Below are 19,711 nucleotides of genomic sequence, written 5' to 3'. Positions count from 1 at the left end.
ATGCCGACCTTTATCACACAGTTCATCGCGTGGTTGCCCATGCTGGCTAATGGCGCCGTCACCACCGCCACGCTTTGCCTGGTGGCGATGGTTGCCGGGTTTTTCGTCGGCATTGGCGTGTGGCGCATGTCTGCCAGCCAGCACCGGCTCTGGCGCACTATTGCCCAGGGATGGGTGAGCCTGTTTCGCGGCACGCCGGTGCTGGCGCAGTTACTGCTGTGTTTTTACCTGCCGGGCCAATTGGGGCTGGATATTTCCGGTTTTTTTGCCGCAGTGCTGGCCTTGACGCTCAACACCGCGGCATACCAGTCGCAGATACTAAAAAGCGGCTTCGCCGCCATCAGCGCCGGGCAGTTGGAAGCGGCGTCTATCTGCGGCCTAAGCCAGAACCAGATCCTCTGGCGCATACAGGTGCCGCAAGTGCTGCGCGTCACGCTACCTTCGCTCATTTCCGAACTGATCGATGTGATAAAGGCTTCGTCCGTGGTGTCCGTTATCGCGCTGACGGATCTGATGCGCGTCGCCCAGCAGTTGGCTTCATCCACCTATCAGCCGCTGCAGGTTTATCTGGCGGCGGCGCTGGTCTATCTGGTGTTGACCAGCCTGCTTTCATTGCTTGGGCGGCATATGGAACGCCGTTGGCAAAGGGAACAACGATGAGTGAACTCATGCAATACCTGCCGGATTACCTGAGCGCGTTAGGCGTAACGCTGTGGCTTAGCCTGTGCGCAGCGCTGGGCGGCGCTATCCTGGGGTTTACGCTGAACGCCCTGTGCCGCGGCAACCCGGTGCTGTTTCAACTGTGGCGCGGCTATGTGTGGATCATTCGCGGCACGCCATTCCTGGCGCAGTTGGCCGTGATTTACTTCGGGCTGCCGTCGATTGGGCTGATGCTTAGCGCAGCCCAGGCCACGGTGCTCGCCCTCACGCTATACAGCGGCGCCTATTTCGGGGAAATCTTTCGCGCCGCCTGGCTGAGCATCCCTCCCGGCCAGCGGGAAGCGGCGCTGGCCAACAATATCTCCCGCACCCGTTGCTTCTGGCATATCCAGGCGCCGCAGGCCCTGCGCTTCGCCCTGCCGCTGCTGGGCAACCAATGTATTTCGACCATCAAGGAAAGCGCCATCGCTTCCGTGATCACCGTCCCTGAGTTGACCATGACCACCAGCCAGATCGTCGCAAACACCTACAGCTATGTATTGCCCTACACCCTACTCATCATCAGCTACTGGCTGTTGGCGCAGGCGGTCAGCCTGGGCGTGCAGGCGCTGAGCAAAACCCTGCGAACCGGAGGATACCGTGACCAAAACGTCCGTGCCCATCATTGAACTGCGCCACGTAGGCAAATCCTTTGCCGACCACGTGGTTTTGCAGGATATCAACCTGGCGGTGTATCCGGGGGAGATCGTCACCCTGATTGGCCCTTCCGGCTCTGGGAAGACCACCGCGCTGCGCTGCATGAACTTCCTGGAAACCTACGATCGCGGCGACGTTTTGATCAAAGGCCAGCTTCTGGGATACAGCGGCTCGCAGCGCGGCGCAGCCCATATCGACAGCCCGGGCGCCATCGCAGAAGTCCGGCGCCCACTGGCGATGGTCTTTCAGCAGTTTAACCTTTGGCCGCATATGACGGTGCTGGAGAACGTCGCCGCGCCGCTGGTGCTGGGCAAGAAACTGCCGCGTCAGGTTGCGAAGCAAACCGCGATGGCCGTTTTGCAACGGGTGGGAATGGCGCAGAAAGCCGACAGTTGGCCGGCCCATCTATCCGGCGGCCAACAGCAGCGCGTGGGGATCGCCCGAGCCCTGGCGCTGGAACCGGAACTGCTGCTTCTGGATGAGCCCACGTCGGCGTTGGATCCTGAGCGGGTGGAAGAAGTGCTGGACGTGATCCGTGCGCTGGCGAACCAGGGCATGACCATGGTGATGGTTACGCATGAAATGGCCTTCGCCGCCCACATCTCCTCCCGCCTGCTGTTTATGGCGGATGGCCGGATCGTGGAAAGCGGCGCCCCGCGGCAAATTTTCACCCAGCCTAAAAGCGAACGGCTGCGCAACTTCCTGGCGCCGCTATTCCGCCGCCCTCTGCAACCGGAAGAGTTGGAGAAACTATGATTTCTGATGAAGGCCTACGGGTGGCCCGGCACCTTGACGCCACACACCTGAACCATTTGCTGCAGCAACTCTCTGGCTTTGGCGCGCTGCCCGGCGGCGGGGTTAATCGCCAGGCCCTAAGTGAAGAAGAGCTGGATGCCCGGGAATGGATTATCGGCCTGGCGCGCGAGATGGGCTGCGATATCTATACCGATGCGGCGGCCAATCTGTTTTTACGCCGCCCTGGGCGCACGGCGCTCCCCCCGGTCACCACCGGCAGCCACATTGATACCCAACCCTGCGGCGGCAACTTTGATGGCTGTTACGGCGTGATGGCGGGGTTGGCTTGCCTGCAGGCCATGAACGATGCTGGGCTAGTGACCGAACGCCCGGTGGAAGTCGCCATCTGGACAAACGAGGAAGGCAGCCGCTTTGCGCCCGGCGCCATGGGTTCCAGCGCCTTTGTGCAGCCGGAACTGCTGCCCGCTTACCAGGCCGCCGTCGGAGAAGACGGCACCCCGTTCAGCGACGCGCTGACCAAGTGCCTGGCGCGCTTCAAAACGCTGCCGCAACGGCCGGATCGCGCCATGGCCTGCTTCCTGGAGCTGCATATTGAACAAGGGCCAATCCTGGAGCAACGGGGCCTGCCGCTGGCCGTCGTCAGCGGTATTCAAGGCGTACGCTGGTATCAGGTAACCTGCCTGGGCCAGTCGGCGCACGCCGGCACGACGCCAATGGGTTTGCGGCAAGATGCCATGAGTCTGGCCCGGGCACTGGCCGCCCACATTGAAGATGTGATGGGTGATGCGGCGGATGAAGCACTGCGCATGACCTTTGGCCGCTGGCAAGTAACGCCGAACGCCATTAACACCGTGGCGGCGCAGGTGAGTTTCACCCTTGATTTTCGCCACCCGGACCCAGCGGTGCTTGCGCACCTTGATGCCCTAATGGCCAGCCTGGCCGGCGAGCGCATACACATAACGCCACTGCTGAATAAGGCGCCGCTCGCCTTTGATGCCCCGCTCAATACGCTATTGGGTGATGTCTGCCACGCGCTGGACATCCCGCATACCCGCTTACTGTCCGGCGCCTTTCACGATGCGATGCATCTGGCGGGCCATTGCCCCACCAGCATGCTGTTTGTGCCCAGCCATAAAGGCATCAGCCACAACCCGGAAGAATATACCGATCCCCGCTCGCTTAGCGTCGGAGCCAGCGCGCTGGCCTGTGCACTCACCGAGCTTGCCCGTTCCACCAAAGGAGTTTATGCATGACCACCACCACGCAATATCCAGCCTGCTGCAACAAAGACAACGGCAATGCGCTGGGGCTGAACGCCACCGCCACCTCCCCGATCTCCGCTGACGGCACGCCGGTGCCCGGCGAGCTGTATACCATCCCACCGCGCTGCGGCCGGGCGGTGCGCCTGAAAAAAGGCCAGGTGATCCAAATCATTAATACCCCCGGTAGCCAGGTATGCGACACCTGGCTGTTCAACAGCGATGATCTGAGCGAATTCGCCTCGATGGAGCATACCCGTGCCTTTATCGATAAAATCATCCCCAAACCGGGGGATGCGCTGGTCACCAACCAACGCCGCCCCATCGGCACCCTGTTGAGCGATACCTCGCCGGGAGTGCACGACACCCTGATCGCCGCCTGTGATCTGTTCCGCTACACCAATATGGGCATTACGGAATACCATGACAGCTGCGCCGACAACATGCGCATGGCGCTTAACGCCATTGGCTTACGCGCCCGCGAAGTCCCCCAGCCGCTAAACCTGTGGATGAATACGCCGGTGAACCCTGACTACACGATTTCCTGGTTGCCCACCGTCAGTAAACCGGGCGACTATGTTGAAATCCGCGCCGAGCTGGATTGCGTGGTGGTAATGTCTGCCTGCCCACAAGACATTGTGCCAATCAATGGCTGTTCACCCAAAGAAATTCAATTTAAAGTAATGGTTTAACGGGGCGTTCCAAGCCCGCCTGCCGGCGGGCATTTCATTGACTCATTGGCTGAAAGCACGACATGAAAAAAAACAACGAGCCTAAACCCTCCGCCTCTTTTACCAGTTTGGGAATGCGCTTGCGCCATGCGCGTCTTGCACAGGAAATGACGCTCAAGCAATTGGCGCAAAAGGTGAAGTGTTCGGAAAGCCTGCTCTCGAAGCTGGAAAACGAAGCAGCCAGCCCATCATTAGCAATGCTGCACCGGCTGGCCAGCGCACTGGAAACCAGCATCGCCGATCTGATGGCGGAAGACTGGGTGGCCGAAGCGCCGGTGATGAAACCACAACAGCGCCGGCGCAAACATTTCCTACAGCGCAATAAAAAAGGCGGTATCGAGTTAGAGAACCTGACCTACCACCATAAAGGCGGGCTGCTGCAAGGCAACATCCATATCATCGAACCCGGGGTGGCGAGCGATGGCCAGATAGAGCACCACGGGGAGGAAATGGGCTATGTATTAGAAGGTGAGCTCGAACTGCATCTGGGTGAGGACATCTGGCACCTAGAACCCGGTGACTCATTTTATTTCCCCAGCCATGTGCCGCACGGTTACCGCAATCCAGGGACCGTTGTCGCCCGGGTGCTGTGGGTGAACACGCCGGTAACCTTTTAATCCACCGGCAGAAGCAGGCACCCCCGCCGCAAGCGTGCCTGCGCCAGCCTTGTATAAGGCGCATGGCTTAGCCGGAAACCGGCCGTGGCTAACGGTATTGCGGGCATCACTCCCCGCCATCATAGGTAAATAAGATTTATGAAATACTGCCGGTGTTTATCTGGCAACGACAATCCATAAGCCATCCTCTGCGCCGAAAGTATTTTATTCTAATTATCACCTAATCTACTGAAAGATAGGAAAGGCTGTGGCTAAATGTGTTTTTTCTGGCCTGCACTTCATACGGAAGCCTTTATGCCACAAATTTTGCAATTTCTTCTCGCCCTGGTGGTTATCTTCGCATTGGCATTACTGGTCAGCAATGACCGCAAAAAAATCCGCCCACGCTATATTGTTCAACTGTTAGTGATTGAAGGGGCGCTGGCCTATTTCTTTCTGCATGCGGCCAGCGGGCTTAGCGTGATTAAACACGTCGCCGGCTTCTTTGAGCTGCTGCTGACCTTCGCCGCAGAAGGCTCAAACTTCGTTTTCGGGGGCATGAGCAAAGAAGGCATGTCGTTTATTTTCCTCGGCGTTCTGTGCCCCATCATCTTTATTTCCGTGCTGATTGGTATTTTGCAGCACTTCCGTATTCTGCCGCTGATTATTCGCGTTATCGGCACCCTGCTGGCCAAAGTAAACGGCATGGGCAAGCTGGAATCGTTTAACGCAGTCAGCACGCTGGCGCTGGGGCAATCGGAGAATTTTATCGCCTATAAGGGCATCATTGGCGATATCTCCCCACGCCGCATGTACACCATGGCCGCGACCGCCATGTCCACGGTTTCCATGTCGATCGTCGGCGCCTATATGGCGATGATTGACGCAAAATACGTGGTCGCCGCGCTGATCCTGAATATGTTCAGCACATTCGTCATTCTTTCCATCATCAACCCCTACCAGGTAGACGATGAACCAGAGTTAAAGCTCAATAAGCTGCATGAGGATCAGAGCTTTTTCGAGATGCTGGGGGAATATATCCTGGCCGGTTTCAAGATTGCGATGATTATTACGGCAATGCTGATTGGCTTTATTGCGCTGATCGCCGCCGTAAACGCGATTTTCTCCGGCATCTTCGGCATCAGCTTCCAGCAGATGCTCGGCTATGTGTTCTATCCGCTGGCGTGGCTGGTCGGCATCCCGGCGCAGGATGCATTGCACGCCGGCAGTATTATGGCTACCAAGCTGGTGGCCAATGAATTTGTCGCCATGATCGAGCTGAAAAAAATCGCGGCGGAAATGAGCCCGCGCGGCGTGGGTATCCTGTCGGTGTTCCTGGTGTCGTTTGCCAACTTTGCGTCTATCGGCATCATTGCCGGCGCGATCAAAGGCCTTAACGAACAACAGGGCAACGTGGTTTCCCGCTTTGGCCTCAAGCTGGTTTACGGTTCAACGCTGGTGAGCCTACTTTCAGCCGCCATCGCCGGGCTGGTGCTGTAAGCATGCCCCCGGCCGCCGCACCGGCCGGGGCATATTTAAAATGCGACGCAGACCTGCGCATCCTCACGCATCACCGAATCCTGGGCAAACTGCTGTTTATAGAGGGTGCGTAACGCCTCGATATTCGCTTCGGTGTCTTTTCCCGCTGGGTGGATCAACATTAATGCCTTGCTGTTCTCACGCGCCAGCTTGCCGTCGTTCCCCAGCCATTGGCCTTTGGCGTCAAACACCGATAAGCCCTCTTTAAAACGCGGCGTAACCTGCTGATCGACAAAGCGCTGCCATTCCTGGGCGCTAATCACCGGCCCCGATGGGCGATTCAGCCCAAAGAATAACGTGGTTTTCATCATGGGTTCGCCAACGCTACAGGCCATCGCCGTTTTCGGCTCCGCGCGTTGCGCCGTGGGTGCGGCACACCCGTTTAAAAACAGAAGGGAAGCCGCGATAAACGCCGCCATGTATGGTGTTTTCATCTCTATTCCTTAATCCAACAAATTCCTGCGCCTCTGGCGCGGGGAAAAACACGCCATCACCCATAGAAAGCAAAATAAGTAATGATTCAATATAACCATGCATACCAGCATGACCATCTACAAAGCCATTCCGGCGCCCTGATAATAAAATAATCTAATCCGAAAGGCATATCGTTAGAAAAAATCAATAGTCGCATCGCCCCGGGCCGATTACCCTGCATGGCACAAAACCTTTTACCCCAACAGACAACACCCTGATGTTACTGAGCATCCTTTATATCATCGGCATTACCGCAGAAGCCATGACCGGCGCGCTTGCCGCTGGGCGGCGGCAAATGGACCTGTTCGGCGTTATTTTTATTGCTTCGGCCACCGCCATCGGCGGGGGTTCGGTGCGCGACATCCTGTTGGGCCACTACCCATTAAGTTGGGTGAAGCACCCGGAATATATCGTCATTGTCGCCATTGCCGCCATTCTTACCACCTGGCTGGCGCCGTTGATGCGCCACCTGCGCCGCCTGTTTTTGGTGCTGGATGCGATCGGGCTTATCGTCTTTTCCATTATCGGCGCCCAGGTGGCGCTGGACATGGGCCACAGCGCGCTTATCGCGGCCATCGCCGCCGTGATAACCGGCGTTTTTGGCGGCGTGCTGCGCGATATGTTCTGCAACCGCATCCCCTTGGTTTTCCAGAAAGAAGTGTATGCCGGCATTTCCTTTGCCGCCGCGTGGCTGTACATCGGCCTGCAACACTTTGCGCTGACGCATAATGTCGTTGTTCTCATCACGCTTATCGCCGGCCTGAGCGCCCGCCTGCTGGCCCTGCGCTTCCGCCTGGGCCTGCCGGTGTTTAACTACCAGCATCCGGAAAACTAACGCTTGGCCGGGAGAGGGTTATCTCTCCGGCTGGCCGTGGGTAAAAACCTGCGATCCCCTGCACGCCCAGCACATCAGCCATAGCCGCCAATTCAGGGTGCTGAATATACGCCTGCAGCAAACGCGCTCTTTTCGCGCCAATTCCCGCAACTTCACGCCATTGATCAACCGATAGCTGTTGCAGATGGTGCCAATCCGTCACGCCTGCGGCCTGAACCCGGGATAACGGCACCCCCAGCGCAACCAGCCAGTGCGCAAACGGCCGTTGGCGGGTTTGTTGGAAACGCCGATGAATCTCCCCGGCCCGCACCTTGCCAATACCGGGAACCGCAGCCAACTGTTCCGGCGTGAGCGCCAGCCAGTCCAGCGGGCGCTGCACCAGGCCGTGGTTCATTAGAGCCTGCCAGTTAGCGCCGCTAACCCCGTTGATATTCAGCCCGTTGGCACTACTCAACCATACCAAACGGGCCAAAAACTGCTGTTGGCAGCCCGGTTGCAGGCTAAAACAGCTTAACGCATGATACCGCTTGGGATCGGGCGCCGTGATGACCGGCCGTTCGGCCACCCGCCACACCACCGCATCAAGGTGCGGTATGCCATGCCCCATCAGGCTGACGGCGACCTGATCGCCAGGCACGACATCCCACTGGCGCCAGCGCGAAAGCGGCCCGACGCTCACCCGCCGGATCCATTTATCATCCATCCGAACCGGTGCCAGCTGCAACACGGCGCTAACATTGCCCGTGCGCCCGATGGAAAAGGCGACGCCGTTAACCTGCGCAATCTGGCGTAACGGTGGATATTTCCAGGCAACCGCCCACTCTGCCGGTTTATTTTGCCAATAGCGCCCCGGCGGGGCATGCCCCTGATGGATCACAATCCCATCGGTCACGAACGGCAAAGGTGCCTGCTGCCAATGCTTACGCCATTTTTCAACGTCCGCTAAGGCCGTTACCGGTTGCGAATACCGCAGGGCCAGCGGAAAACCCCACTCCGCTAACTGCCGCAGGCGCACCGACATCGCTGCCGGGCCGTCTGGCCACGCCCAGATAAACACGCCAAGCTGCGCCAGGGCCGGCGATACCGGGTTGCGCATCAGCATACCCGCCACTTTGGCACGCGCGTTGATGCCCCCCTGGCTAAGCTGGTGATGATCGTTCACCTGCAGGAAAATCTCCCCTTGCAGCACCAGCCTTGCCGGCGCGTTATGCAGCCGTCGCGGAACCGAGGGAATAGCTTTCACCTTTTCCAGCCAGTCTTCCCCCAGCAACCCATTGCCCCGGCTAATCGCTTGTACCAGCTTCCCCTGCTGGTAAACCAGCGTAACGGCCACGCCGTCTACCTTCGGCTGCACCCATAAATCGCTGCGGCCGCTTATCCACGCCCCAACGGCACGGGCATCAGGTAATTTGCGCAGGCCGGTGTGAGCCACCGGGTGCGCTACCTTTCCGCCCGGCAATAGTGGCAGCGCCTCACCGCCGGCGGCCTGCCCCGCACACCGTCGCCAAACCGCCAGCGTCTGCCGCAGGCCGTCATAGAGATCATCGTCGATGACTCTATCGCCACGCTGGTAATAGGCCAGATCCCACTGCTCAAGCCGCTGTTGCAGCGCCGCACTTTCCTGGCGCAGGCGTTCCGGCGGCCAGGCCGGGCAGGTTTGCGCCGCCGCGCTACTGCATATCGCCACGCCAACCCCGATGCGCCAGGCCAGATAAAACCCCCGCTGTATCATTGGCACCTCCTTGTTGCCCCAGTAAAACGCTAAACCGCCTGGCCGGCGAGAGGGAAAAGCGCAAGCTGCGCAACCGTCCTCATAAACGCTGGTGGCTTACAAAAACCATCGGATATTTCGCGATAATCTGCGCAAAATGGGTTTTTGCGCCTATTTTTTTGCACAAAGCAGCAAGCAAAATGCGAGGTAGCGCTGCATCAGGCGCTTTAGCCGTGTATACTGTGCGGAGAAAATAAGCATCCGCTGTCATTGGCACATCAACCGCTATCAACGAACATCATCATGGCTCAAGGCACGCTTTATATTGTCTCTGCTCCCAGCGGCGCAGGGAAATCAAGCCTGATTCAGGCTTTGTTAAAAACGCAACCGTTGTACGACACGCAGGTGTCTGTCTCTCACACCACGCGCGCCAGGCGCCCGGGTGAAAACGACGGCGAACATTACTTTTTCGTTTCAAAAGACGAATTCCAGCAAATGATCGCGCAGGATGCGTTTCTTGAGCACGCCGAAGTGTTCGGCAACTATTACGGCACGTCGCGCGCCGCCATTGAACAGGTGCTGTCAACCGGCGTGGATGTGTTTCTGGATATTGACTGGCAGGGCGCGCAGCAAATTCGCGCCAAAATGCCGCGGGCGCGCAGCATCTTTATTCTGCCGCCTTCAAAGGAAGAGCTTGGCCGCCGCCTGCGTGGGCGCGGGCAAGATTCCGAAGACGTGATCGCAAAACGCATGGCGCAGGCCGTTGCCGAAATGACCCACTATGCGGAATACGATTACCTCATCGTCAATGATGATTTCGATCTGGCCTTGTCGGATCTGAAGACCATCATTCGCGCCGAACGCCTGCGTTTAAACCGGCAGGCACTGCGGCATGACGCTTTAATCAGCAAACTATTGGCAGACTGACGGCAGTTTCAGTATCATGCCCAGTCTTTTCGTCACCTGTGGAGTAGCACAAATATGGCACGCGTAACTGTTCAAGACGCTGTAGAGAAAATTGGTAACCGTTTTGACCTGGTGTTGGTCGCTGCTCGTCGGGCACGTCAAATCCAGGTTGGCGGCAAAGAAGCGCTGGTTCCTGAAGAGAATGACAAGTACACCGTTATCGCCCTGCGCGAAATCGAAGAAGGCTTGATCAACAATCAGATCCTTGATGTCCGTGAGCGCCAGGAACAGCAAGAGCAAGAAGCCGCAGAGATCCAAGCGGTAACTGCCATTGCTGAAGGCCGTCGTTAATATTTAGACTGCGAGTCTGCTTTGTACCTGTTTGAAAGCCTGAATCTGCTGATTCAACGTTACCTGCCTGAGGACCAGATTAAGCGCCTCAAACAGGCATACCTCGTTGCACGTGATGCTCACGAGGGCCAGACACGCTCCAGCGGTGAGCCCTACATCACCCATCCTGTCGCGGTGGCATGCATTCTGGCGGAGATGCGTCTTGATCATGAGACGCTGATGGCCGCGCTGTTGCACGATGTCATTGAAGACACGCCAGCCACCTATCAGGACATGGAACAGCTGTTCGGCAAAAGCGTCGCCGAACTGGTTGAAGGCGTCTCCAAGCTCGACAAGCTGAAATTCCAGGATAAGAAAGAAGCGCAGGCGGAAAACTTCCGCAAGATGATCATGGCGATGGTGCAAGACATCCGCGTGGTGCTCATCAAACTGGCCGACCGCACGCATAACATGCGCACCCTCGGTTCGCTGCGGCCCGATAAACGGCGCCGTATCGCGCGTGAAACCCTGGAAATCTATAGCCCGTTGGCCCACCGCCTGGGCATCCATCACCTGAAAACCGAGCTGGAAGAGCTGGGTTTTGAAGCCCTTTATCCAAACCGCTACCGCGTCATTAAAGAAGTGGTGAAAGCCGCGCGCGGTAATCGTAAGGAAATGATCCAGAAGATTCTTTCTGAGATCGAAGGGCGCCTGACCGAAGCGGGTATCCCCTGCCGCGTCAGCGGGCGAGAAAAGCACCTCTATTCCATTTATTGCAAGATGCACCTGAAAGAGCAGCGTTTCCATTCGATTATGGATATTTATGCCTTCCGGGTGATCGTCAAAGACGTGGATACCTGCTACCGCGTGCTGGGCCAGGCACACAGCCTGTACAAACCGCGCCCGGGCCGGGTTAAAGACTATATCGCTATCCCCAAGGCGAACGGCTACCAGTCGCTGCACACCTCGCTGATTGGGCCGCACGGCGTGCCGGTCGAGATTCAGATCCGTACCGAAGACATGGATCAGATGGCCGAAATGGGGGTTGCCGCGCACTGGGCGTATAAAGAGCAGGGCGAAACCGGCACCACCGCGCAAATCCGCGCCCAGCGCTGGATGCAGAGCCTGCTGGAACTGCAGCAAAGCGCCGGCAGCTCGTTTGAATTTATTGAGAGCGTAAAATCCGATCTGTTCCCGGATGAGATTTACGTCTTCACGCCGGAAGGGCGCATCGTCGAACTGCCGGCGGGCGCAACGCCGGTCGATTTTGCCTATGCGGTGCACACCGACATCGGCCATGCCTGCGTGGGCGCGCGCGTAGACCGCCAGCCTTATCCCCTTTCGCAGGCGCTAAGCAGCGGGCAGGCAGTGGAAATTATCACGGCGCCGGGCGCGCGGCCTAACGCCGCCTGGTTGAACTTTGTCGTCAGCTCGAAAGCGCGCGCCAAAATCCGCCAGATGTTGAAGAACCTCAAGCGCGACGATTCTGTTGGCCTTGGCCGCCGTCTATTGGGCCACGCGCTGGGCGGCAGCCGCAAGCTGGCGGAAATTCCGCCGGCCAATATCCAGCACGAGCTGGATCGTATGAAGCTGGCAAGCTTTGACGATCTGCTGGCGGAAATTGGCCTGGGCAATGCCATGAGCGTGGTGGTGGCGAAAAACCTGCAGGGCGAACAATCCAGCCTGGGTGCGGCTTCCGGCGTGCGCAACCTGGCGATCAAAGGCGCAGACGGCGTGTTGATCACCTTCGCCAAATGCTGCCGGCCGATTCCTGGCGATCCAATCATCGCCCACGTCAGCCCAGGGAAAGGGCTGGTTATCCACCATGAATCCTGCCGTAATATCCGCGGTTACCAAAAGGAACCGGAAAAGTTCATGGCGGTCGAATGGGATAAGCAAACCGAGCAGGAATTCATTGCCGAAATTAAAGTGGATATGCTCAACCATCAGGGCGCGCTGGCCAACCTGACGGCGGCCATCAATGCGGCCGAATCCAATATTCAAAGCCTGAATACCGAAGAGAAAGACGGCCGGGTATACAGCGTGTTTATCCGCTTGACCACCCGCGATCGCGTCCATTTGGCAAACATTATGCGTAAAATCCGTATTATGCCGGATGTGATTAAAGTCAACCGTAACCGAAACTAGCGCTTATGAGCCCAGAACGCTATGCGCGGATTTGTGAAATGCTATCGACCCGGCAGCCGGATTTGTCCGTCTGCATGGAACAGGTGCACAAACCGCATAACGTCGCCGCCATTATCCGCACCGCCGATGCTGTCGGCGTGCCGCAGGTGCATGCCGTGTGGCCAGCCGCACGGATGCGTACCATGGTGTCTTCCGCCGCGGGCAGCAATAGCTGGGTCAATGTCAAAACACACCCGTCAATCGCTGATGCCGTCGCGCATCTGAAGGGCCAGGACATGCAAATCCTGGCCACTCACCTCTCCCCGCGCGCCGTGGACTTCCGGGAAATCGACTACACCCGGCCTACCTGCATCCTGCTGGGGCAAGAAAAAACCGGCATCACGCCGGAAGCCTTAGCCCTGGCCGATCGCGATATCATTATTCCGATGATTGGTATGGTGCAATCGCTTAACGTTTCCGTCGCCGCGGCTCTGATCCTCTACGAAGCGCAGCGCCAGCGGCAGAACGCCGGCATGTATCGGCGCGATCACTGTATGCTGGATAAGGAAGAGCAACAGCGCCTGCTGTTTGAAGGCGGTTACCCGGTGCTGGCCAACGTGGCCAAACGCAAAGGGCTTCCGCGCCCGCACATTGACGAACAGGGCCAGGTGATTGCCGACGACACATGGTGGGCAACCATGCAGGCAACGGCGGTGCGCAGATGAAAGGCCGCCTGCTGGACGCCGTTCCGCTCACCTCGCTTTCCGGGGTAGGAGCCAGCCAGGCAGGCAAACTGGCCAAAATCGGGCTGGAAACCATCCAGGATCTGCTGTTGCACCTGCCGTTGCGCTACGAAGACCGTACCCGCTTATACCCCATAAACGATCTGCTGCCCGGGATTTTCGCCACCGTTGAAGGTGAAGTGCTGCGCAGCGACATCAGCTTTGGCCGCCGCCGCATGCTGACCTGCCAAATCAGCGACGGCACCGGCCTTCTTACCATGCGCTTTTTCAATTTCAACGCGGCGATGAAAAACAGCCTGGCGGCCGGCCGGCGCGTTACCGCCTACGGTGAAATCAAACGCGGCAACCACGGCGCCGAAATCATCCACCCGGAATACCGCATTCAGGGAGATCACAGCGACGTCGAGCTGCAGGAATCACTGACGCCGGTTTACCCAACCACCGAAGGCGTGCGCCAGGCCACCTTGCGCAAACTGACCGACCAGGCGCTGGCGCTGCTTGATACCTGCCCGATCGCTGAACTGTTGCCGCCGGAACTGAGCGCCGGCCTGATAAGCCTGCCGCAGGCGCTGCATACCTTGCACCGCCCGCCGCCGGATATCCAACTGGCCGATCTGGAACAGGGTAAACACCCGGCGCAACGGCGCCTGATTCTGGAAGAGCTGCTGGCGCACAACCTGAGCATGCTGGCGGTACGTGCCGGCGCGCAGCGCTACCAGGCGCAGCCGCTGCTGCCGGACGACCAGTTGAAAACGCGCTTCCTGGCCCAGTTGCCGTTCTCGCCCACTGGGGCGCAGCAACGGGTGGTTGCCGAGATCGAAGCCGATATGCAAAACCCTTTCCCGATGATGCGCCTGGTGCAGGGCGACGTCGGCTCCGGTAAAACGTTGGTCGCCGCGTTGGCGGCGCTGCACGCCATCGCCCACGGTAAACAGGTGGCGCTGATGGCGCCCACTGAGCTGTTGGCCGAACAGCATGCCAATAACTTCCGCCAATGGTTCGAACCGCTGGGAATCAAGGTGGGGTGGCTGGCCGGCAAGCAAAAAGGCAAAGCGCGTATTGCGCAACAGGACGCCATCGCCAGCGGCGAAGTCTCGATGGTTGTCGGCACGCATGCCATCTTCCAGGAGCAAGTGCAGTTTAACGGGCTGGCATTGGTGATTATCGATGAACAGCACCGCTTTGGCGTGCACCAGCGCCTTGCCCTGTGGGAGAAAGGCGAAGAGCAAGGCTACCATGCCCACCAGTTGATCATGACCGCCACGCCCATCCCACGCACGCTGGCCATGACCGCCTATGCCGATCTGGACACCTCGGTGATTGACGAGCTGCCGCCGGGCCGTACGCCGGTGACCACCGTCGCCATCCCCGATACGCGGCGCGCCGACATTATCCAGCGGGTGCGCAGCGCCTGCCTGGAGGAAAGCCGGCAGGCCTACTGGGTCTGCACCCTGATAGAAGAATCCGAACTGCTTGAGGCCCAGGCGGCGGAAGCCACCTGGGAAGAATTGAAGGCCGCTCTGCCGGAGCTTAACGTGGCGCTGGTGCATGGGCGCATGAAGCCGCAGGAAAAACAGGCGGTGATGCAGGCATTCAAGCAGGGCGAACTGCAGTTGCTGGTGGCCACCACGGTGATCGAAGTGGGCGTCGACGTGCCGAACGCCAGCCTGATGATTATTGAAAACCCGGAGCGGCTGGGGTTGGCGCAGTTGCACCAGCTGCGCGGCCGCGTTGGCCGTGGCGCTGTGGCATCCCACTGCGTGTTGCTGTACAAAACCCCGCTGAGCAAAACAGCGCAAAAGCGCCTGCAGGTACTGCGCGACAGCAACGATGGCTTTATCATCGCCCAACGCGATCTGGAAATCCGCGGCCCCGGCGAACTGCTCGGCACCCGCCAGACCGGCAGCGCTGAATTCAAGGTGGCCGATTTGCTGCGCGATCAAGCACTGATCCCGGAAGTGCAGCGCGTGGCGCGCCATATCCACCAGCATTACCCCGAACACGCCAGAGCGCTGATCGAGCGCTGGCTGCCAGAAAAAGCCCGCTATTCAAACGCCTGATCGATAAAAAACCCCAGGAAATGCGGTCCTTTGCACGCAACCGTTTGCTTTTGCGCGGCGGCGGATTAAAATGCCCTCTTTTCCATTTTCTGGAAAGCACAACACCATGACGATGCAATCTGCCGAACAGGATGTGGCCGCAGCCACAGCAGCCCAGCCCCGCAAAAGTGAACTGATTTACCGCCTGGAAGACCGGCCGCCGCTGCCGCAAACGCTGTTTGCCGCCGGCCAGCACCTGCTGGCGATGTTTGTCGCCGTGATTACGCCAGCCCTGTTGATTTGCCAGGCGCTCGGCCTGCCGGCGCAGGATACCCAACATATTATCAGCATGTCGCTCTTTGCTTCCGGGTTGGCTTCTATTCTGCAGATCAAGACCTGGGGGCCGGTGGGTTCCGGCCTGCTTTCCATTCAGGGCACCAGCTTTAACTTCGTGTCGCCGCTGATCATGGGCGGCCTGGCGCTGAAAAACGGCGGCGCGGATGTGCCAACCATGATGGCGGCGCTGTTCGGTACGCTGATGGTGGCCTCCTGCACCGAGATTGTGCTCTCGCGGGTACTGCACCTGGCGCGCCGCATCATTACGCCGCTGGTTTCCGGCATTGTGGTGATGATCATCGGCCTGTCGCTGATTCAGGTTGGCCTGACCTCCGTTGGCGGCGGCTATGCCGCGATGAACGATCACAGCTTCGGCGCCCCCAAAAACCTGTTGCTGGCCGGCGCTGTGCTGCTGGTGATTATCCTGCTCAACCGCCAGCGCAACCCCTACCTGCGCGTGGCTTCGCTGGTGATCGCCATGGCCGTGGGCTACCTGCTGGCCTGGGCGTTGGATATGCTGCCGGAAAGCCAACCGGTGGCCAACAGTGCGCCGATTACCATCCCCACCCCGCTTTACTACGGCCTGGGGTTTGACTGGAACCTGCTGCTGCCGCTGATGCTGATCTTTATGGTCACCTCTCTGGAAACCATCGGCGATATCACCGCCACCTCGGACGTGTCGGAACAACCGGTCACAGGCCCGCTATACATGAAGCGCCTGAAAGGCGGGGTGCTGGCCAACGGCCTGAATTCCATGCTGTCCGCCGTATTCAATACCTTCCCTAACTCCTGCTTCGGCCAGAACAATGGCGTGATCCAGTTGACCGGGGTCGCCAGCCGCTACGTCGGCTTTGTGGTGGCGCTGATGTTAATTGTGCTCGGCCTGTTCCCGGCGGTAGCCGGCTTTGTGCAGCATATCCCCGAGCCAGTGCTTGGCGGCGCGACCATCGTGATGTTCGGCACCATCGCCGCCTCGGGCGTGCGCATTGTTTCGCGTGAAAAGCTCAACCGCCGCGCGATCATGATCATGGCGCTGTCGCTGGCGGTCGGAATAGGGGTTTCCCAACAGCCGCTGATTTTGCAGTTTGCCCCTGACTGGCTGAAAACCCTGCTTTCTTCCGGTATTGCCGCCGGCGGTATCACCGCGATCGTGCTGAATTTGCTGTTCCCACCGGAAAAAGAATAATCCAGCCAGGCTAAAAATAGCCGCCGGCTTTATCACCTCGCAAAAACGGCCGCCTGCGCCGTTTTTTTATTGCCGATCAACCCATTGCCCTTGAGATAACCGCCCAATTACGGCATAAACAGGGTATCTTTTTTAACCACGCGGATGTGGGCGATGAAATTTATCGGGAAACTGTTGCTGACCTTGCTGCTGCTGATGGTGCTGGCCGTCGTGCTGCTGTACACCGTCGGCCAAACCCGTTGGGCCGCAGCCCGGCTCAGCGGCTGGATCAGCGAAAACAGCGAATATCGCCTGTCGATCGCCAAAATAACCCATAGCTGGAGCCAACCGGGGCAAATCAGCCTTGCAGGCGTGACGCTAGCGAAAACCGGCCAGGCGCAACTGCTGGCGGCGGAACAGATCGATCTTGGCCTGAGCCTGCGCCAGATTACCGCACCGCGTTATTTTCACAGCGTGACGCTGCGTGACGGCACGCTCAACGTGCAATCGGAGGCGGCGGCGATGCCGGTGCAAGCCGATGTGTTGCAGTTGAGCAACATGGCGCTCCAGTCCAACGACGCCACCTGGCAGCTCAGCGCGCAGAAGGTCAATGCCGGCATCACGCCGTGGCAGCCCAAGCCCGGCCATATTCTTGGTGAAAACAACCAGTTCCAGTTCAGCGCCGGCACCATGACGCTCAACGGTATCCCGGCCTCGCAGGTGCTGGTGCAGGGCGAACTCAAACAAAATCAGCTGTTCCTGAATGATTTCGGCGCCGATCTGGCCCAGGGCGATCTGACCGGCATGGCCACCCGCGCCGCCGACGGCAGCTGGCAGGTTGAGCGCCTGCGGCTGAGCAACGTGCGCCTGCAAACGCCACTGACGCTGGCACAGTTCTGGCAGCGCTTTACCGCCCTGCCGCCGGTGGCAATCAAACGCTTTGATCTGATCGACGCGCGCCTGGAAGGCAACGCCTGGGCGTTCAACGATCTGGATCTGTCGCTACAAAACGTCACTTTCGCACAGGGTGACTGGCACAGTGAAGACGGCTCGCTGAACTTCAATGCCAGCGATCTGATCGACGGCGGCATTCACCTGATCGATCCGATCATGAACATGCAACTTTCACCGGCCGGCATTGCTATCCAGCAGTTCACCACCCGCTGGGAAGGCGGCCTGCTGCGCACATCGGGCAACTGGTTGCGCAGCACCCATCGCCTGCAACTGGACGAGGTGGCGATCGCCGCACTGGAATATACCCTGCCCATCAACTGGCGCGAACTGTGGCTGGCGCCGCTGCCAGGCTGGCTCCAGGAGGTGTACGTCAGCAAGCTGAGCACCAACCGCAACCTGCTTATCGATATCAACCCGGATTTCCCGTTCCAGATCACCGCGCTGGACGGTTACGGCAGCAATTTGCTGCTGGCTCGCGATGGCCAGTGGGGGATTTGGTCCGGCTCGCTCACCCTGAACGGCAACGATGCCACCTTTAACAAGGTTGACGTGCGGCGCCCATCCCTGGCGTTGACCGCCGACGACCAGAATATTAGCGTGAGCGAACTCAGCGCCTTTATGCCAAACGGCCTGCTGGATGCTAAAGCGACGATCGGCCAACTGCCGGGCAAGCCGTTTACGTTAACCCTCAATGGCCGCTCGGTGCCGCTTAACACGCTGCAACAATGGGGGTGGCAGCATGTCCCGCTGGAGGGCGACGGCAACCTGAATCTGCAGTTGAAGGGGTTATTGAACAGCGACGGGCCGTTCAAGGATTCGGTACACGGCAACCTGCAGGCCACCGGCAAAGACGGGCAGACGGTGAACCAGCAGCAGCCATAACCCCGCAGGCCGGGTTATGGCTCTTTCGCGGCCTCTGAGCCGCCCTGCTCCAGCGGCACATCCGGCACCGCTGGCAGCACCATATAGGTGCCTTCGAACACCGCGCCTTTATCTTCGTCGCCAAACAGGCTCACTTCGGCATGCACCCGCGCCCGGCGGCCACGCGCCAGGCGCGCCAGATCGCCGCTCAGCGAGCCCAAATCCGCCACGGCCCGCGGCCGGCCGGTGATCGGCGAGCTATAGCGGATGTGGGCATCGGCCAGAATAATGGTGCCACCCAGGTGGCGCTCGCGCAGCAGCAGCCAGATCAACCCCCAGGCGGTGAGTGTCGCCAGCGAAAACAGGCTGCCGGCAAACAGCGTATGGTGCGGGTTCTGATTACCGGTTTCCGGCATGGTGGTGACAAAGCGCTGGCCGGTGTATTGGCTAATGCGCACCCCCATCTTTTCACTCAGCGGAATATGCTCATACCATGCCTGCTGCAGTTGCCAGCACCAGTCCGGGCGGTGCAGGATGTCATCCAACGGCACCACCGGCTTAATCATCAGGAAATGGCGGATTGACGAGGTCTGCGGGACGGTGATTTCTCCCTGGCTTTCAAAGCCCAGCTTGGCAAAGAACGGCACCGCATCCTCGCGCGCGCTGCACACCACGCGCTTAACCCCTTCCTGGCGTGCGACGGATTCCAGCGTCATGGCCACCAGCGTACCCAGGCCCTTGTCCTGCACCGCCGGATCGACCGCCATAAAACGGATTGCCGCCTCGTTATCGGCGTTGATATACAGCCTGCCGACGGCAACGATTTTGCCGCTCTCATCCACCACCATCTGATGATGGGCCATGGCATCATAGGCGTCCTTTTCCGATCCCATCGGTTGATGCAGCGGCTTGCGCAGCATTTCCCAGCGAAACCGGTAATAGTCCTGCAGCTCTTGTTCTGTAACGGGTACGCGTAGGTGATACATGGACGCC

Annotated in this window: 18 protein-coding genes; 15 read left to right on the top strand and 3 right to left on the bottom strand. The window is 59.0% G+C overall.

Going from position 1 to position 19,711, the window contains the following annotated elements:
- From ACN28Q_RS12010 to ACN28Q_RS11980, 7 genes are all read left to right on the top strand, one after another.
- A complete protein-coding gene (locus ACN28Q_RS12010; RefSeq protein WP_095846561.1) occupies positions 1 to 660 on the top strand; it encodes an amino acid ABC transporter permease in 660 nt (219 codons plus the stop codon).
- The gene (locus ACN28Q_RS12005) at positions 657 to 1,328 is read left to right on the top strand and encodes an amino acid ABC transporter permease (RefSeq protein WP_095846560.1); all 672 of its coding nucleotides are present in this window, start codon (positions 657 to 659) and stop codon (positions 1,326 to 1,328) included. The genes ACN28Q_RS12010 and ACN28Q_RS12005 overlap by 4 nt, the downstream gene beginning before the upstream one ends.
- A complete protein-coding gene (locus ACN28Q_RS12000) occupies positions 1,300 to 2,112 on the top strand; it encodes an amino acid ABC transporter ATP-binding protein (RefSeq protein ID WP_269467122.1) in 813 nt (270 codons plus the stop codon). Before ACN28Q_RS12005 ends, ACN28Q_RS12000 begins: the two co-directional genes overlap by 29 nt.
- Positions 2,109 to 3,365: a M20 family metallo-hydrolase gene (locus ACN28Q_RS11995; RefSeq protein WP_121525906.1), complete on the top strand. Its 1,257-nt coding sequence runs from the start codon at positions 2,109 to 2,111 to the stop codon at positions 3,363 to 3,365. The genes ACN28Q_RS12000 and ACN28Q_RS11995 overlap by 4 nt, the downstream gene beginning before the upstream one ends.
- Positions 3,362 to 4,063: a DUF1989 domain-containing protein gene (locus tag ACN28Q_RS11990; RefSeq protein ID WP_165907132.1), complete on the top strand. Its 702-nt coding sequence runs from the start codon at positions 3,362 to 3,364 to the stop codon at positions 4,061 to 4,063. The genes ACN28Q_RS11995 and ACN28Q_RS11990 overlap by 4 nt, the downstream gene beginning before the upstream one ends.
- A 62-nt stretch (positions 4,064 to 4,125) precedes the next feature.
- Complete coding sequence (locus tag ACN28Q_RS11985; protein ID WP_095846559.1) at positions 4,126 to 4,719, top strand: cupin domain-containing protein; 594 nt, start codon at positions 4,126 to 4,128, stop codon at positions 4,717 to 4,719.
- Between the two features lie 294 nt (positions 4,720 to 5,013).
- Positions 5,014 to 6,198 carry a NupC/NupG family nucleoside CNT transporter gene (locus tag ACN28Q_RS11980; RefSeq protein ID WP_095846558.1) on the top strand — a complete coding sequence of 395 codons (1,185 nt, stop codon included), beginning with the start codon at positions 5,014 to 5,016 and terminating at the stop codon, positions 6,196 to 6,198.
- A gap of 35 nt (positions 6,199 to 6,233) precedes the next feature.
- On the opposite strand, the gene ACN28Q_RS11975 is transcribed toward ACN28Q_RS11980, so the two are convergent.
- Positions 6,234 to 6,671, bottom strand: a complete 438-nt coding sequence (locus ACN28Q_RS11975) for a DUF3574 domain-containing protein (RefSeq protein WP_095846557.1) — start codon at positions 6,669 to 6,671, stop codon at positions 6,234 to 6,236.
- Positions 6,672 to 6,928: 257 nt separating this feature from the next.
- Here ACN28Q_RS11975 and ACN28Q_RS11970 point away from each other — a divergent pair, with 257 nt between their 5' ends.
- A complete protein-coding gene (locus ACN28Q_RS11970) occupies positions 6,929 to 7,546 on the top strand; it encodes a trimeric intracellular cation channel family protein (RefSeq protein WP_095846556.1) in 618 nt (205 codons plus the stop codon).
- On the opposite strand, the gene ligB is transcribed toward ACN28Q_RS11970, so the two are convergent.
- A complete protein-coding gene (ligB, locus tag ACN28Q_RS11965) occupies positions 7,521 to 9,278 on the bottom strand; it encodes an NAD-dependent DNA ligase LigB (protein WP_095846555.1) in 1,758 nt (585 codons plus the stop codon). The two genes, ACN28Q_RS11970 and ligB, sit on opposite strands and share 26 nt — an antisense overlap.
- Before the next feature lie 282 nt (positions 9,279 to 9,560).
- Here ligB and gmk point away from each other — a divergent pair, with 282 nt between their 5' ends.
- The 7 genes from gmk (at position 9,561) to ACN28Q_RS11930 (ending at position 18,739) form a co-directional block, all read left to right on the top strand.
- On the top strand, positions 9,561 to 10,184 hold the full coding sequence (gene gmk / locus ACN28Q_RS11960) for a guanylate kinase (protein WP_095846554.1): 624 nt from the start codon (positions 9,561 to 9,563) through the stop codon (positions 10,182 to 10,184).
- Between the two features lie 54 nt (positions 10,185 to 10,238).
- The gene (gene rpoZ / locus ACN28Q_RS11955; protein WP_095846553.1) at positions 10,239 to 10,514 is read left to right on the top strand and encodes a DNA-directed RNA polymerase subunit omega; all 276 of its coding nucleotides are present in this window, start codon (positions 10,239 to 10,241) and stop codon (positions 10,512 to 10,514) included.
- A gap of 21 nt (positions 10,515 to 10,535) precedes the next feature.
- On the top strand, positions 10,536 to 12,641 hold the full coding sequence (spoT, locus tag ACN28Q_RS11950; protein ID WP_095846552.1) for a bifunctional GTP diphosphokinase/guanosine-3',5'-bis pyrophosphate 3'-pyrophosphohydrolase: 2,106 nt from the start codon (positions 10,536 to 10,538) through the stop codon (positions 12,639 to 12,641).
- Between the two features lie 5 nt (positions 12,642 to 12,646).
- Positions 12,647 to 13,345 (top strand): tRNA (guanosine(18)-2'-O)-methyltransferase TrmH, encoded by a 699-nt coding sequence (gene trmH / locus ACN28Q_RS11945; protein ID WP_095846551.1) that lies wholly within the window; start codon positions 12,647 to 12,649, stop codon positions 13,343 to 13,345.
- Complete coding sequence (recG, locus tag ACN28Q_RS11940) at positions 13,342 to 15,423, top strand: ATP-dependent DNA helicase RecG (RefSeq protein ID WP_095849008.1); 2,082 nt, start codon at positions 13,342 to 13,344, stop codon at positions 15,421 to 15,423. Before trmH ends, recG begins: the two co-directional genes overlap by 4 nt.
- 106 nt (positions 15,424 to 15,529) lie before the next feature.
- Positions 15,530 to 16,924: a nucleobase:cation symporter-2 family protein gene (locus ACN28Q_RS11935; protein WP_095846550.1), complete on the top strand. Its 1,395-nt coding sequence runs from the start codon at positions 15,530 to 15,532 to the stop codon at positions 16,922 to 16,924.
- A gap of 153 nt (positions 16,925 to 17,077) precedes the next feature.
- A complete protein-coding gene (locus ACN28Q_RS11930) occupies positions 17,078 to 18,739 on the top strand; it encodes an AsmA family protein (protein ID WP_095849007.1) in 1,662 nt (553 codons plus the stop codon).
- 14 nt (positions 18,740 to 18,753) lie between these two features.
- Here the strand turns inward: ACN28Q_RS11930 and fabY are convergent, their stop codons facing one another.
- The gene (gene fabY / locus ACN28Q_RS11925) at positions 18,754 to 19,704 is read right to left on the bottom strand and encodes a fatty acid biosynthesis protein FabY (protein ID WP_095846549.1); all 951 of its coding nucleotides are present in this window, start codon (positions 19,702 to 19,704) and stop codon (positions 18,754 to 18,756) included.
- Positions 19,705 to 19,711 lie beyond the last annotated feature (7 nt).

It is taken from the genome of Gibbsiella quercinecans (assembly GCF_002291425.1).
Classification (GTDB): domain Bacteria; phylum Pseudomonadota; class Gammaproteobacteria; order Enterobacterales; family Enterobacteriaceae; genus Gibbsiella; species Gibbsiella quercinecans.
Note: the sequence above shows the minus strand (reverse complement) of the source record. Positions and strands in the feature narration are given on the sequence as shown.

Excerpts from the sequence above, each read along its gene's own strand:
- gmk (WP_095846554.1), top strand. The coding sequence starts at position 9,561 with ATGGCTCAAGGCACGCTTTATATTGTCTCTGCTCCCAGCGGCGCAGGG.
- ACN28Q_RS12005 (WP_095846560.1), top strand. The coding sequence starts at position 657 with ATGAGTGAACTCATGCAATACCTGCCGGATTACCTGAGCGCGTTAGGC.
- ACN28Q_RS12010 (WP_095846561.1), top strand. The coding sequence starts at position 1 with ATGCCGACCTTTATCACACAGTTCATCGCGTGGTTGCCCATGCTGGCT.
- ACN28Q_RS11995 (WP_121525906.1), top strand. The coding sequence starts at position 2,109 with ATGATTTCTGATGAAGGCCTACGGGTGGCCCGGCACCTTGACGCCACA.
- ligB (WP_095846555.1), bottom strand. The coding sequence starts at position 9,278 with ATGATACAGCGGGGGTTTTATCTGGCCTGGCGCATCGGGGTTGGCGTG.
- ACN28Q_RS11930 (WP_095849007.1), top strand. The coding sequence starts at position 17,078 with ATGAAATTTATCGGGAAACTGTTGCTGACCTTGCTGCTGCTGATGGTG.
- rpoZ (WP_095846553.1), top strand. The coding sequence starts at position 10,239 with ATGGCACGCGTAACTGTTCAAGACGCTGTAGAGAAAATTGGTAACCGT.
- ACN28Q_RS11980 (WP_095846558.1), top strand. The coding sequence starts at position 5,014 with ATGCCACAAATTTTGCAATTTCTTCTCGCCCTGGTGGTTATCTTCGCA.
- ACN28Q_RS11975 (WP_095846557.1), bottom strand. The coding sequence starts at position 6,671 with ATGAAAACACCATACATGGCGGCGTTTATCGCGGCTTCCCTTCTGTTT.
- ACN28Q_RS11990 (WP_165907132.1), top strand. The coding sequence starts at position 3,362 with ATGACCACCACCACGCAATATCCAGCCTGCTGCAACAAAGACAACGGC.
- ACN28Q_RS11935 (WP_095846550.1), top strand. The coding sequence starts at position 15,530 with ATGACGATGCAATCTGCCGAACAGGATGTGGCCGCAGCCACAGCAGCC.
- ACN28Q_RS11985 (WP_095846559.1), top strand. The coding sequence starts at position 4,126 with ATGAAAAAAAACAACGAGCCTAAACCCTCCGCCTCTTTTACCAGTTTG.
- trmH (WP_095846551.1), top strand. The coding sequence starts at position 12,647 with ATGAGCCCAGAACGCTATGCGCGGATTTGTGAAATGCTATCGACCCGG.
- recG (WP_095849008.1), top strand. The coding sequence starts at position 13,342 with ATGAAAGGCCGCCTGCTGGACGCCGTTCCGCTCACCTCGCTTTCCGGG.
- fabY (WP_095846549.1), bottom strand. The coding sequence starts at position 19,704 with ATGTATCACCTACGCGTACCCGTTACAGAACAAGAGCTGCAGGACTAT.
- ACN28Q_RS11970 (WP_095846556.1), top strand. The coding sequence starts at position 6,929 with ATGTTACTGAGCATCCTTTATATCATCGGCATTACCGCAGAAGCCATG.